Origin of the sequence: Brevibacterium sp. p3-SID960 (genome assembly GCF_025144725.1) — a bacterium.
Classification (GTDB): Bacteria; Actinomycetota; Actinomycetes; order Actinomycetales; family Brevibacteriaceae; genus Brevibacterium.
On sequence record NZ_JALXKS010000055.1, the window covers coordinates 1 to 13,879 of the forward strand.

13 protein-coding genes and 1 pseudogene are annotated in these 13,879 nt (G+C 66.7%); 10 read left to right on the top strand and 4 right to left on the bottom strand.

Translation table 11 applies throughout. The features are described from left to right. Positions 1–170 precede the first annotated feature (170 nt). The 6 genes from M3B11_RS12725 to M3B11_RS12750 all read left to right on the top strand — a co-directional run bounded on the left by M3B11_RS12725 (position 171) and on the right by M3B11_RS12750 (position 6,164). Positions 171–707: a TRAP transporter small permease gene (locus tag M3B11_RS12725; RefSeq protein WP_102161896.1), complete on the top strand. Its 537-nt coding sequence runs from the start codon at positions 171–173 to the stop codon at positions 705–707. Positions 708–715: 8 nt separating this feature from the next. Next, complete coding sequence (locus M3B11_RS12730; RefSeq protein ID WP_259877812.1) at positions 716–2,230, top strand: TRAP transporter large permease; 1,515 nt, start codon at positions 716–718, stop codon at positions 2,228–2,230. A 128-nt stretch (positions 2,231–2,358) separates the two neighbouring features. Beyond that, positions 2,359–3,648, top strand: coding sequence for a TRAP transporter substrate-binding protein DctP (gene dctP / locus M3B11_RS12735; protein ID WP_259877813.1), 1,290 nt, complete (start codon positions 2,359–2,361; stop codon positions 3,646–3,648). 137 nt (positions 3,649–3,785) lie between these two features. Continuing rightward, complete coding sequence (locus M3B11_RS12740; protein ID WP_259877814.1) at positions 3,786–5,084, top strand: TRAP transporter substrate-binding protein; 1,299 nt, start codon at positions 3,786–3,788, stop codon at positions 5,082–5,084. A gap of 162 nt (positions 5,085–5,246) precedes the next feature. Next, complete coding sequence (locus tag M3B11_RS12745; protein WP_259877816.1) at positions 5,247–5,675, top strand: RelA/SpoT domain-containing protein; 429 nt, start codon at positions 5,247–5,249, stop codon at positions 5,673–5,675. Positions 5,676–5,900: 225 nt separating this feature from the next. Further along, on the top strand, positions 5,901–6,164 hold the full coding sequence (locus M3B11_RS12750) for a hypothetical protein (RefSeq protein WP_191726933.1): 264 nt from the start codon (positions 5,901–5,903) through the stop codon (positions 6,162–6,164). A 65-nt stretch (positions 6,165–6,229) separates the two neighbouring features. On the opposite strand, the gene M3B11_RS12755 is transcribed toward M3B11_RS12750, so the two are convergent. Continuing rightward, positions 6,230–7,159, bottom strand: coding sequence for a LysR substrate-binding domain-containing protein (locus M3B11_RS12755; protein WP_259877820.1), 930 nt, complete (start codon positions 7,157–7,159; stop codon positions 6,230–6,232). Between the two features lie 103 nt (positions 7,160–7,262). On the opposite strand from M3B11_RS12755, the gene M3B11_RS12760 reads away from it, so the two are divergent. Then, complete coding sequence (locus tag M3B11_RS12760) at positions 7,263–8,384, top strand: YeiH family protein (RefSeq protein ID WP_259877822.1); 1,122 nt, start codon at positions 7,263–7,265, stop codon at positions 8,382–8,384. Between the two features lie 314 nt (positions 8,385–8,698). Here M3B11_RS12760 and M3B11_RS12765 read toward each other — a convergent pair whose 3' ends face one another. Next, a complete protein-coding gene (locus M3B11_RS12765) occupies positions 8,699–9,139 on the bottom strand; it encodes an Lrp/AsnC family transcriptional regulator (protein ID WP_259877823.1) in 441 nt (146 codons plus the stop codon). 80 nt (positions 9,140–9,219) lie between these two features. On the opposite strand from M3B11_RS12765, the gene M3B11_RS12770 reads away from it, so the two are divergent. Continuing rightward, positions 9,220–10,257 (top strand): DMT family transporter, encoded by a 1,038-nt coding sequence (locus tag M3B11_RS12770; protein WP_259877824.1) that lies wholly within the window; start codon positions 9,220–9,222, stop codon positions 10,255–10,257. A 108-nt stretch (positions 10,258–10,365) separates the two neighbouring features. Here the strand turns inward: M3B11_RS12770 and M3B11_RS12775 are convergent. Together M3B11_RS12775 and M3B11_RS12780 are read right to left on the bottom strand one after the other, a co-directional pair. Continuing rightward, positions 10,366–10,923 (bottom strand): annotated as a pseudogene (locus M3B11_RS12775) (GNAT family N-acetyltransferase); the annotation flags it as partial. Continuing rightward, positions 10,809–11,756 carry an ornithine cyclodeaminase family protein gene (locus M3B11_RS12780; protein WP_259877825.1) on the bottom strand — a complete coding sequence of 316 codons (948 nt, stop codon included), beginning with the start codon at positions 11,754–11,756 and terminating at the stop codon, positions 10,809–10,811. The pseudogene M3B11_RS12775 and the gene M3B11_RS12780, both read right to left, overlap by 115 nt. A gap of 170 nt (positions 11,757–11,926) precedes the next feature. Between M3B11_RS12780 and M3B11_RS12785 the strand changes: the two genes are divergently transcribed. Beyond that, on the top strand, positions 11,927–12,241 hold the full coding sequence (locus M3B11_RS12785; protein ID WP_259877826.1) for a GNAT family N-acetyltransferase: 315 nt from the start codon (positions 11,927–11,929) through the stop codon (positions 12,239–12,241). 150 nt (positions 12,242–12,391) lie between these two features. Next, positions 12,392–13,849 carry an NAD-dependent succinate-semialdehyde dehydrogenase gene (locus M3B11_RS12790; protein ID WP_259877828.1) on the top strand — a complete coding sequence of 486 codons (1,458 nt, stop codon included), beginning with the start codon at positions 12,392–12,394 and terminating at the stop codon, positions 13,847–13,849. Positions 13,850–13,879: the final 30 nt, after the last annotated feature.

A 13,879-nucleotide genomic window follows, 5' to 3' on the forward strand; every position in this document is an offset into this window, starting at 1 on the left:
CGTCTCGTCGGGCCTGCGGCGGCCACCTGTCTCGACTGTGTCACAGGTCATAGAAAGTTCTTGAAAACTGGCTGAACAATCATTAACTTGATACCAACGTCAACTTCAGTTGACGCCGTGGCGCCCGCACCAGCGGGCGACGAACCGTGATACGAACCGAGGTGACACTGGTGTCCAGGCTCAACGCGCTGCTCGACAGATCCCTGTCGATCCTCACCGCGATCGCCGTCGTACTCATGATGGCCCACATCGTCGTCCACGCACTGTCGCGGTTCCTCTTCAATGCCCCGATCTTCGGCACCAACGAGATCGTCGCCTTCTGGTACCTGCCCTTCGTCGCCCTCCTCGGCATTCCGGCCGCACAGCTGCAGAAGGAGCACATCACCGTCTCCCTCCTCTCAGACCGGCTCGCCCCGCTGCCGCAGGCGATCATGAAGATCTTCGGCTATGCCCTCGGCGCGCTCGTGAGCGTCGGGTTCGCGTGGTTCGGGCTCAAGGAGGCGCTCAAACGCATGGACATGGGCGCGACTGCCGGGGTCACCGACATCATCGCCTGGCCGGTGTACTTCCTCGTCCCGGTCGTGTTCGCCATGCTCGCCGCACTGTTCGTCGTCGACATCATCATCACCGCCCGCACCCGCAATCCCGAGGTCAATCCGCTCACCGGTGAGACGGCCGAACGGGATATCGAAGAGACCATCATCTGAGGCAGGCCATGACCATCTCCCCCACTCAGCTGCTGCCCGCCGACAAGAAGGCCGAGGCGCGTGCCGCCCACGCAGCCCGCGCCGGCCGCGGCAGCTGGCTGACACTCGGCATCGGCCTGGCGCTCTTCGCCGGCTGCCTCGCCGGACTGTTCACCAGCCCCACCCCGCAGATCGCCGGCATGTGGTGCATCGCGATGATGCTCATCCTGCTCTTCCTCGCCGTGCCTGCCGCGATCGCACTCGCAGTGCCCAGCCTCATCGGCGTCTATGCGCTCTCCGGCATCCCAGCCACCGTCAACATCCTCTCGACCTCGCCGTTCCATTCGGTCTCGCAGTGGTCGTACTCGGTGCTGCCGATGTTCATCTTCATGGGCATGCTGCTGACTCAGTCGGGGCTGACGTCGAAGATCTACCGGGCTGCCGATCACTGGTTCTCGTGGCTGCCCGGCGGCATCGGCATCGGCACGACCGCCGCCGGTGCGGGCCTGTCCTCAGTGTCCGGCTCGACGATCGGCATGACATATGCGCTTGGCCGGGCCGGCATCCCGGAGATGCTGCGTGCCGGTTATGACCGGCGGGTAGCCGTGGGCACCGTCATCGTCGCCGGCCTGCCCGGCAACCTCATCCCGCCTTCGATCCTCCTCGTCGTCTACGCCGGCATCGCCTCGGTGCCGGTCGGCCCGCAGCTCATCGCCGGCACCCTGCCGGGCATCCTGCTGGCGGTCACCTTCGCCGTCTTCATCTTCCTCCTCGGGCTCTTCGCCCCGGCTCTGGTGGGCAAGGGCACAGGCACCGGCGCCGAGGCGGCGGCCTCAACCTGGCGGGACCGGTTCCGTTCCCTTGGTGACATCTGGGGATTCCCGCTCATCCTCATCGTGCTCTTCGGCGGCATGTTCTCCGGTGCCTTCACCCCGACCGAGGCCGGCGCGGCCGCCGCGTGCGCAGCCCTGCTGCTGTGCCTGCTTTACACCCGCCGGGACAAGCCGCTCACCCGCGTGTCCCAGGCTGCGATCTCGACTGTGAGTGCGACCGCTGCGATCTTCTTCATCATGATCGGCGCGGAGATGCTGACGAAGCTGCTGGCCATCACCGGCCTGGCGCCGATGATCACCGGAATCATCACCGACCTCGGGCTCTCGCGCATCAGCTTCCTGCTCGTGCTCGTGGTGGTCTACCTCATCATGGGCATGTTCTTCGACACCCTGTCGATGATGCTGCTGACGATCCCGATCCTGCTGCCGACCCTCGACGCGATGGACGTCTCAGCACTGTGGTTCGGCGTGTTCGTCGTCCTGCTGGGCGAGCTCGGCATGATCACCCCGCCGGTTGGCATCCTCTCCTACATCGTGCACAACATCACGAAGGCACCGGAGGTCAACCTCGGGCACACGATCACCCTCAAGGACGTGTTCACTGCACTGCTGTGGTTCCTGCCGATCGCCGTGCTGTTCCTCGCCCTCATGATCCTCTTCCCGGAGATGGCGACCTGGCTGCCGGCCCAGATGAACCCAGCCGGCGGCTGACGACGACTTCCCGACTCAACCGATCGGTCTGCTGCCACCCGGCGCCAGACCCCGACCCACACCGCCGGCGGCGCTGCCGGCACAGCCTGCCGGGGCTTGACCCGGCGCAGCAAGAGAAGGAGACTCTCGTGACAACCCACCTGATGAAGACGCGGCGGGCGCAGGCCACTGGTGCCCTGGCTGCCGGCGCCGCACTCACACTGACGCTGGGCGCCTGCGCCGGCAGCGCCGGCGGGGGCGGCGGAGGCGAAGGCGGCGGTGACGGCTTCGAGTACGGCGCCGACCAGTCCGAGGTCGATGAGCTCATCAAGGATCTCGACCCGGTCACCATCAAGTACCAGCCCTCGTCGGCCAGCGCGCAGTCGGTCATGGCCCCGACAGGCACCGTATTCAAGGAGATCGTCGAGGAGCGCTCCGGTGGCAAGATCACCGTCGACATCGTGTGGGGTCAGGCGATCGCCTCCTACGCCGAGGTGCATGACGCCCTGGCCGACGGCCGCGTCGACGTGGCCTACACGCTGCCGGGCTACTTCCCCGATGAGTTCCCGGTCATCGATGCGATCGGCACCGCGATGGCCGACCAGCCGGCCTCGCCGTTCGCCGGCGAGCTCGTGACCAACGCCGTCGGCAGCGACATCGCCTGGCAGATCCCGGAGGCGATCGAGGAGTACGAGTCCAAGGGCCTCGTCCCGCTCACGCCGTTCGCCGCCTCGGGCGGGTACTACAACGTGTGTGCTGAGCCGACCTCGTCAGCCGATGACTGGAAGGGGCGCCAGATCCGCATCGCCTCGCAGGCACAGGCTGCGCAGGTGACGAAGCTCGGCGGCTCACCGGTCTCGCTCCCGTACCCGGAGACCTATGAGGCGCTGCAGCGCGGCACCGTCGACTGCACGCTCGGCCAGCTCGTGCCCTCAGCCGAGTCCGGCATCTTCGATGTCGCACCGAACCTCGGCTACACCACCGACCACTCCTTCTCGCGCACCGCCGGCGCCTACCTGGCCGGCCAGACGTTCACGGAGCTGCCGCTGGCCTACCAGCAGATCATCTTCGACTCGAATGCCCTGGCCGCCTCCGGCGGCATGAAGGCCGTCATCGACGGCAACGCCGATGCCATCAGCCAGGCGAAGGCAGCCGGTGGTGAGGTCGAGCCGTTCGACGATGATGTGCAGGACAACGTCGGCGAGTACTCCCAGGAACTCATCAAGCAGGCCGTCACCGACGGCAAGCTGAGCCAGGAGAACGTCGACGCGATCGCCGAGGCGACTAACCGCCAGCAGCGCGCGATCGAGGACCTCGGCTACGTCGACGACGGTGAGACCGGTGACTTCGACGAGTGGTACGACAAGGACACCGACTACACCGAGTTCGCCAAGCACAACTACGAAAACGGCAGGGCGATGGAGCACCGCCCGAGCTGACCGGCACGTCGCCTGGGCGGCACAGCGCCTGGGCGGCTCAGCGCTTGGACGCTGAACAGCTGACCGGCACGCACGCGCAGCGGTATGTGAGGACTCTCATAGACCGCTGCGCGTGCGCTGTCCATAAGATGTTTGACATGACACGACTGCCTGCCTCCGGATCATCACCCCGCCCGGCGCTCACTCGCCGCCTGCTCGCCACCGCGGCCGCCTCGGCGGCGGTCATGCTGGCCGGATGTGCAGGGTCGGCCGGCGGCCAGTCGACGAACAGTGCGGGCGCCGGCGGCGGCTTCGACTACGGTGCCGAACAGGCCGACGTCGATGCGGCACTGGCTGACCTGGACCCGGTGACGATCACCTACCAGCCGACGGCTGCCAGCGAGAAGTCCGTCATGGCACCCGGCGGCACGGTGCTGGCCGAGGAGATCGAGAAGCGCTCCGGCGGCAAGATCAGCGTCGACATCGTGTGGGGGCAGGCGATCGCCGGCTACACCGAAGTCCACGATGCGCTCGCCGACGGGCGCGTCGACCTGGCCTTCACGCTGCCGGCCTACGACCCGGCCGAGTTCCCCGCCTTCGATGCGATGAGCACCTCGCTTGCGGTGCTGCCGACCTCGCCGTATGCCGGTGAGCTCGTCGCCAATGCCGCCGGTGCCGAGGTGGCGTGGGGCACCGATGCGCTGGTCGAGGAGTTCGAGGCGCAGGGGCTGAGCCCGCTCATCCCGCTCATCGCCTCCGGCGGGTACTACACGATCTGCACCGACCCGCTGGAGACTGCTGAGGACTTCGACGGCCGGCAGATCCGGATCGGATCCTCGGCCCAGTCCGAGCAGATCCAGAACCTCGGTGCGACTCCGGTGTCGCTGCCTTTCCCGGAGACCTATGAGGCGCTGCAGCGCAACACCATCGACTGCGACCTCGGCCAGCTCATCCCGGCCGCCGAATCCGGGATGTTCGACGTCGCCAAGCACATCGCCTACCCGACCGAGCACAGCTTCTCCCGCTCCCCTGGGGCGTATATGGCAGGCAAGACCTACCGTGAGCTGCCACTTGCCTATCAGCAGGTCATCTACGATGCGATGATCGCCGCCTTCGACGGGCAGATGCAGGTCTCCGTAGGCGGCAATGCCGTGGCAGTCGGGGCGGTCAAGGATGCCGGCGGGACCATCACCGAGTTCCCGTCCGAGGTGCAGAAGGCACTCGGGGACCAGACGCAGGAGATGAGCCGTGAAGCCGGTGAGCAGGCCGGGCACGACAGCCTCGCCGATGACATGGCAGCCGCCGGTGAGAAGTGGGGCACGCGCATCGAAGAGCTCGGCTTCACCGACGGCGGCGGAGTTGAAGACCTCGATGAGTGGTACTACGACGGCACCGACTACCGGAAGTTCGGCACCGCCGTGTTCGAGGAGGTCTTCACCGAACACCGGCCGGGGTGAGGCGTTTCGTCCACGTGAGCGAGAGCGAGAATCGGACGATCAGCAGTCTGAGCTAGGCGGCGGACACGCCCAACGTCCGTGCCTCGTCTTAGGCTGACAGGCATGAACACAGGAACTTCTCCACCTCCTTCGAGGTCTGCTCTTCGCAAAGCTGGCTCGATCATGCGCAAGTACATGCGCGGTGAAGCGACCTTGGCAGAATTCCAGGGAGCGATCAGGACGATGCAAGCTCATCGATCCCGCTTCAACCGGCCGATGGTCGATCTGAACACCGAGCTGAGAAGCCTCGCGTCTCAGCTCAGCATCGAAGCCAGCGTGACTCAACGGCTCAAGAGAGAAGCAACAATCGTGGAGAAGCTGTGCATCCGAGAGCCCGGGCTAGATTTCTCAAGAATGCAGGATATTGGCGGTCTACGGGTTGTCGTCGATTCGTTAGCAGAGCTGATCCGGTTCGACACCGCACTCTGCGACCGCTGGTCCGATCGGATCGTAGACCGACGAGACTATGTTTCTCACCCCAGAGAATCCGGTTATCGTGCGATCCATGTCGTGGTCTCAGAATCAGGCCCTGGAGGTACAGCTGAGATCTAGACGGATGCACGTGTGGGCCCAGATGGTAGAGGGGTTCTCAGGACAAGTCGGGGAGAACTTCAAACAGGATTCAGGAGACCACGTCATTCAGAGGTTTGCCCGCACTCTGTCTGAGCTGTACGCTCATGAGGATGGCGGAACGACTCCGCCAGCGCATTTGAACGCCGAGTTCGAGACCCTGTGGATCCAGGTAGATGCGGCTCTAGGACCGACAGAGGAGACTGAATGAGCGGGATCAAGCATTTCTTGCTCGTCTTTGACCATGCCAAAGACGAGCTCATTGAGCAACTCGACTTCGGCGATGACGCCGAGCGCGCTGTCGAAGAATATGCCGTTCGCGAAGCCAAGTACCGTGATTCGAGCTCAGTCGATATCGTCCTTGTCGGGTCTGACTCGATCGAAACGGTCAAGGTCACACACAGCACGTACTTTGAAGGATTCAATCGAGGATCTAGAAACCGAATCCTGGATAGGTTGCTCTCCAGCTGATGCGCAGGCCGCCCCGCAGCCACGTTGAGCCGGGGTGGCCTAGTATTTCGAGCCGAGGCACGCTGCTACTCCTCGTGGATGAGCGCGAGGAAGTCCGCAGCCGCCCCGCGCAGCCTGTGACCCTTCGCCCACAGCGCGTGCAGCTGCCGGTCGAGCCGGACGTCGTCGGCCACCGGAATCTCGACGAGGCTGCCGGTGCGCAGCTCCGACTCGACGGCCAGCCGTGAGATCGCCGCCGGGGCCAGCCCGGCGAGTGCGGCGACCTTGACAGCGGCATTCGACGGAAACGCCGCAGCCACCTGCACTCCCCCGGCCGCCGCCAGTGCCGCGTCGATGACGCCGCGGGTGCCTGAGCCCTCCTCCCGGACCACGAGCGGACGCGCCGCCAGCGCGGTGGCGGACACGACCTCGGGACCGGCCCACTGCGCCGCGATAGCGGGGGTTGCGACGATGACCAGCGCGTCAGTGCCGATGAGACGCGCGGTGAGGTCCTCGGGCACCTCAGCCGATTCGATCAACCCGATGTCGCAGCTGCCCTCGCGAACCGTAGTGCACACGGCCGTCGTATTGCCGATGCTCATGCCGACATCGGCGTTGGGGTGGGCGGCGCGGAAGCGCTCGAGCCAGCGCGGCAGCAGATGCTCGGCGATCGTCATCGACGCACTCACCCGCACGCGCGCGCCGACCTCCCGGCGCAGTGCGGCCATCCCGGAGAGCAGGTGGTCGTAGCCGGTCATGATCTCTGCGGCCCAGGCGGCGAGCGCCTGGCCCTGCGGGGTGAGCTTGGTGCCGCGCGGGCTGCGGTTGAGCAGCGGGATGCCGGATTCGCGTTCGAAGGCGCGCAGCATCCGCGAGGCGTTGGGCTGGGCGAGGTCGAGTGCCCGGGCGGCCTGCCCGATCGAGGTGGTGTGCCGGTCGAGTTCGACGAGCAGGGCCAGCACCTGCGGGTCCGGCAGGCGGCCGGCAGGCGGGTGCACTTCATCGGGCGAGGTCATGGCCCTAAGTGTGCGCCCGACGCTCGGTCATATCAAGTTCATATGAGAGTGAGACGGAACTGGGGTCTACTGCCAGCACTCCTTCCTCCCCAGAGTGGAGGGCATGGCAGAGAACAACGACTCGGCGGCGACCCGGGCAGGTGCGACCACCGACCCGGCACGCCAATCCCAGACCGGCCCGGCAGCCCCGCACGAGCCGGTCCACAGGCTCACCGACCACCGCCTCGGGAAGTTCCTCCCCGGGCTTGCCGTGTGCGCTGCGGCCACGCCCGTGGCGATGGGGATCGCGCACTTCGTGCCACTGGCCTCCGCGCTGCTCATCGCGATCATCCTCGGCATCATGCTGCGCAACATCATGGGTGAGCTGCCGGGATCGTGGGCTGCGGGCATGCAGTTCTCCGCGAAGAAGATCCTGCGTCTGGGCATCATCCTGCTCGGTGCCCAGCTGGTGCTCGGTGACATCATGTCGCTGGGCTGGAAGCTGGTCCTCGTCGTCATCGCCGTCGTCGCCATCGGCATGCTCGGCACAATCGGGCTCGGCCGCTTACTCGGCATGGGCCAAGATCTGTCGCTGCTCATCGGCTGCGGCTTCTCGATCTGCGGTGCCGCCGCGATCGCCGGCGTCGAGTCGACGGTGCGCGCCCGCAAGGAGGACGTCGCCGCAGCGATCGCTCTCGTCGTGCTCTTCGGCACCCTTATGATCGCCGCCGTCCCGCTCATCGCCGGCCTGCTGGGCCTGGGTGAGGAGACCGCCGGCATGTGGGCCGGTGCCTCGACCCATGAGGTCGCCCAGGTTGTGGCGATCGGCGGGATCATCGGGCCCGAGGCGCTCAAGGTCGCCGTTGTCGTCAAGCTCGCCCGGGTGCTCATGCTCGCCCCGATCGTGGCGATCCTGGCGCTCTCGGTGCGCCGCACCGCGGCTTCGACCCTGACCCCGGGCCCGGACTCCGAGGTCAAGGCCGCCCGTCCGCCGATGGTGCCGCTGTTCATCATCGGATTCCTCGCCATGGCGATCATCCGCACGCTCGGCTGGCTGCCCGACTGGGCCGTCACCGCCACTGGCATCGGCCAGACGATCGCGCTGACCGCGGCGATGTTCGCCCTCGGCTCCGGCGTGCACATCAAATCGCTCATCAAGCTCGGCTTCATGCCGGTTCTGCTGGCCACCCTGTCGACGCTCATCGTCGCCGGCGTCGCAGGCCTCGGCATCTGGCTGGCCGTCTGAGACCGCTCACTCAGTGAGACCCCGGGCGCCTGTCCGGGGCCTCACTGGCAGCGGGCGAGCATGCGGCTCAGCGGCGGGTGCCGGCAGCGCCGATGCCGAAGCCAGTGAGAGCTGCGGACCCGCGGCGAGACCGCCATGCGCACGGCCTTTCAGATGCTCGGCGACAGGCGGTGATGCCGGGATTCCCGCGGGCGGGCTCGTTACGGACCGGAACCGTTTGGCGCCCTCCATCTTGACATATGGCTCTTGCCTCTCATCTTGGCATAGGGCCCTCCCACCAGTCGGAACGCGTCGGCTCCGGTCTCAGCTCGGCCTCACAGCGGGGCTTTGAGGACCTTCATCGTGATGTGGGAGCTGACCCGCTCGACACCCTCGATGGCGGTGAGCACCTGGGAGATGAAGTGCTCGGCGGCCTCCAAGTCCTTCACGGCGATGCGCACGAGGTAGTCGGGGTTGCCGAACATGCGGCGCAGCTCGATGACCTCATCGCAGTCGATGAGCTCACCTTCGAAGGTCTCGGCGATCTGCTTGGTCTTCGTGCCCATGTCGACGTGGACGATGACCTCACACGCCCGGTCGATCGCCGCCGGGTCGATGCGGGCATGGTAGCCGGTGATGATGCTCTCGGCTTCGAGCCGACGGACCCGGCGCAGGCACGGCGACGGGGTGAGGCCGACCCGGTCAGCCAGTTCGGTGTTGTTCAGCCGCCCGTCCAGCACCAAGTGGTCGATGATTGCGCGATCAATCGTATCCATGAGCGAATCATGCCAAGATTGACTGCACGCGGGCAACAGCGGCAATCGCGTGCCAGGCGATTTCTCCTACCATGAGCCTCATGGTCCACTCCCCTGCACAGCACACGCTCACGCCCGCTTCCCACCTGCCGGTCTCACCTGCCGCACCTGCCGGTGAGCGCACCGACTGGGCCGGCGTCGCCTCGGTCGCCGCCGGTGCTGCCACCTGGGGAGCCGGTGCCGGTCTCGCCGGGTTCATCTTCGCGATCTCGACGATATCGGCTGCGACCGTGACGTTCTGGCGGTTCCTCGCCGCCGGCATCATCCTCGCGCTTGCCTACGAGGCCCGCCGGGCCTTCTCACCCGAGCATCACGACAGGGCACCGAGCCTGCTGGCGATCATGCACCGGCACGGCTTCGCCCTCATCATCATCGGCTCGGCGCTCGCCGCCGCCCAGTCGCTCATGTACGCCTCGGTCGCCTCACTCGGCGCCGGCCTCGGCACAATCGTGCCCCTGGCGGTGAGCCCGGTGGCAATGGCGGTGCTGTCGATGCCACTGCTGGGCACCCGCCTCAACCTCGCCGGCTGGCTCACGATGATCCCACCGCTGGTAGCCATGACCTGTGTCGTCGGACTGACGAACGGGGCGACCGTCGCCGAGGTGTCGGTCATCGGCGTGTGCCTGGCCGTCACCGCCGCAGCCGCGCACGCACTCATGACGATCTCCTCGAAGCGCCTGTCGACCGGCGGCACCTCGGTGTTCGGCACAACGACGCTGACGTTCCTCATCGCCTCAGTCGCCCTCGCCCCGTTCGCTGCCGCCACCGGGTTCCTCGGCCGCACGGACCGGCCGTGGGCGGTCATCGGCTGCCTGGCCGTGCTCGCGATCTTCGCCTCGGTGGTTGCCTATCCGCTGTTCTTCACCGGGGTCAAGCGCATCGCCGCGCCGGTGGCGGCGATCGTCATGCTCGTCCAGCTCATCGTCGCGACCCTCATGGGCACGATCGTGCTCGGCGAGCCGATGCCGGCTGCCGCATGGCTGGCCCTGGCCGCGCTCATCGCCGGCATCATCATCCACACGCTCGCCGCCCGCAGCCTGCCGATGGGCCGGAACCGCGAGCGCGTGGCGATCGGTTGAGGGCCCTCGGCCGAGCCGCTTCTCCAGGATCGCGAACTCCAGGTCGTCGCGCTTGGGGATCCCGAAGCGCTCATCTCCATAGGGGAACGGTTCGATCTCACCGGTGGCGGCATATCCGCGGCGCTCGTAGTAGGCGATGAGCTCGGCCCGCTGCCGGATGACGCTCATCCGGATCCGGGCGGCACCCCAGTTCTCCTCAACCCACGCCTCGGCCCAGGCCATGAGCTTCGAACCGGTGCCCGTGCCCTGCGCGGCCGGAGCGACGGCGAACATGCCGAGGTAGGCACAGGCGTCATCGCGCTCAACGAGCTGCACGGTCGCCAGCGGCGTGCCATCGGCTGACCGCACGAGGAACACGACCGTGCCGGGTTCGGCCAGGGTCTCGGCGGCCAGCTGCGGATCCAGTCGCTGCCCATCGAGCAGATCGGCCTCGGTCGTCCAACCCGCCCGCGAGGCGTTCCCGCGGTAGGCGGACTCGATGAGCGCAACCCAATCCGGGATGTGGGACTCACCCACCCGCGCAGGCGCGAAGGCCTCTCCTGCCGGTGTCGTCACCGTTCGAGAGCCTCGTACACGGCCGAGGCGATCGCGAGGTCCTCCCACGACATGCCCGAGGTCTTGAACACCACCGGCTTGTCCGGGTCGAGGATCGCGGTGCCCTTGCACACGACGTCTCGGAAGGTCACGACGTCATCGATCGTCAGCTCGTTCTCCGCGATCGCCAGCACGAGGTCGCCGCATTCGGCCTCGGCGGTGTGCTTGGCTTCGACGATGACGGTGCCGCGGCCGAGCAGCTCGGCCGGCAGCTCACGGCAGTCCGGAGAATGGGAGCCGATCGCCACGACGATCGCATCCTTGCGGACGCTCGCGGAATTGAACAGCGGCTCGGAGGACGAGGTCGCGGTGATGATGAGGTCGCAGTCGGCCAGTGCCTGCTCGGCGCCTTCGCTGCCGGAGAGGATCGGCGAGCCGCTCAGCCCGCGGTCGGCAAGGCCGGCGAGCACCTCATCGGCGCGCTCCAGGCTCTTGACGCCGACCTTGACGTCGTGGATCTTCGTGACCGCCGCGGTCGCGTCGATGTGCGGCAGGGCCTGCGGGCCGACTCCGTAGAGCGCCAGGCGCACCCCGTCGGGGAACCGCTGCTCGATGACATCTTTGACTCCGGCCAGCGAGACGGCCGGGGTACGGATGTTCGTGATCGCGATCCCGTCGAGGTAGGCCAGCGTGGTGTGGTTGTAGGAGTCGAGCAGCAGGTAGCTGCCCTGGATGCGCGGATGCCCGTCATCCGGGTTGTCCGGGGTGACGGTCAGGGCCTTGAACCCGCAGTAGCGGCCGAGTTCGGCGGGCATGAAGAGGAATTCGCCGCGGCTGAGCTCAGCCGACACCCGGGCTGTATCGTTCGCAGGGTCGAAGTCCCCGGCCAGTGCATTGCGCAGCGCCTCGATCGCCTGTCCGTAATCCATGTGGGCGAGAATCGTGTCACCGTCGATGATCTTCATGGGTCCTCCCGGGTTGGGCCTGCGGCGTTCTCCCACCAGCCTAGCGGGCAGATCGCCCAGCGTCCGGGCCGCTCGCATAACGGGAGTAGAGTGGTGGGGTGAGGACACTACCGTTTTCGAGGCGGTCGGGACTCCCAGCCGGCCGCCGTCAGGCCGATGAAAGGACGCACATGGACATCACCGTCGACTCCGAGACCTTCACCCTGGCCCACGACGCCGAGGCCAGCCGGTACACCATCAGCCATGACGGCGAGCAGATCGGGTTCGCCGACTACCACCAGTCCGGTCAGGCGGCTGCCGGGGGCATCCGCGACTTCGACCACACCGTCGTCTCTCCCGAGTGGGGCGGCCGCGGGCTGGCCGGCGCGCTCGTCGACTACGCACTCACCGACACCGTCGATGCCGGCTACCGGATCCGCGCGACGTGCTCGTATGTCGAACGCTACGTCGGCAAGCACCCGCAGTGGCAGGACCATCTCGCCTGATTCCCCACCCCAGCTGACCGGCTCCTGCGCCGGTCAGCGCTGCGGTGTCTCATGTGCACTCAGCCCGGCTTCACAACGTGCGGCCGCGGTCTAGACTGGCAACGGGACCCCGCAGTTTCATACGAACTCTCGTTTCTCAAGGAGGCGAACATGGACATCCAGCCCATTCTGGACAAGGTCAACACCGGTCTCTTCATCAACGGCGAATGGCGCGAGGCCGAAGGCGGCAAGACCATCGACGTGGAGAACCCGGCCACCGGTGAGGTCATCGCGACTGTCGCCGACGGTTCGGCAGCCGATGCCGAGGAGGCGATCCGGGTCGCCGGTGAGAAGCAGGCCGAATGGGCTGCCGTGCCCCCGCGTGAGCGCGGCGAGATCCTGCGCAGGGCCTATGAGTTGCTCATCGAGCGTCAGGAGGACATCGCCACGGTGATGACCGCCGAGATGGGCAAGGGTATCGCCGAGTCCCGCGGCGAGGTCGCCTACGGCGCTGAGTTCTTCCGCTGGTTCGCTGAGGAGGCCGTACGCGTCTCCGGCAACTTCATGCAGTCCACTGATGGCAAGAACCGCATCATGGTCTCCCGCGAGCCGGTCGGCCCGTCGGTGCTCGTGACCCCGTGGAACTTCCCGCTGGCCATGGGCACCCGCAAGATCGGGCCGGCGATCGCGGCCGGCTGCACGATGGTGTTCAAGCCCGCGAAGCTCACCCCGCTCACCTCGCTCATGCTTGTTGAGGCGCTCAAGGACGCCGGCCTGCCCGCTGGTGTGCTCAACGTCGTCACCTCGAACTCCGCCCGCCGGGTCGTGACCCCGTGGATGGAGTCGAACATCGCCCGCAAGGTCACCTTCACCGGTTCGACCGAGGTTGGTGTCGGACTGCTGGAGCAGGCCGCGCAGAACGTGATGAAGTCCTCGATGGAGCTCGGCGGCAACGCCCCGTTCGTCGTGTGCGAAGACGCGGACCTCGACAAGGCCGTCGAAGGCGCGCTGCTGGCCAAGATGCGCAACATCGGCGAGGCCTGCACTGCGGCCAACCGCTTCTTCGTCCACACCTCGCTGGCTGATGAGTTCGCTCAGCGACTGGCTGATGAGATGGGCAAGATGACGATCGGCAACGGCCTGGATGAGAACAACAAGATCGGCCCGCTCGTCGAGGAGAAGGCCCGCGACAAGGTCGCCAGCCTCGTCGACGACGCCGTCGAGAAGGGAGCGAAGGTCCTCACCGGCGGCAGCAAGGTCGACGGGCCCGGTTACTTCTACGAGCCGACTGTGCTGACGAACGTCTCGGAGGACTCCGATATCCGCAAGGAGGAGATCTTCGGGCCTGTCGCCCCGATCTTCACATTCGAGACCGACGAAGAGGCCATCGAGATGGCCAACGAGACCGACTTCGGACTCTCCGGCTACCTCTTCACCGAGAACCTCGCCCGCGGTATGAAGCTCTCCGAGCAGCTCGAGTGCGGCATGATCGGCCTCAACACCGGTCTTGTGTCGAACCCGGGTGCGCCGTTCGGCGGTGTCAAGCACTCCGGTCTCGGCCGTGAGGGCGGACAGGTCGGCATCGACGAGTTCCTCGAGGTCAAGTACGTCACGACCCCGCGCAGCTGATAGGCGAGCTGGCTGATGCCAGCCGGCACA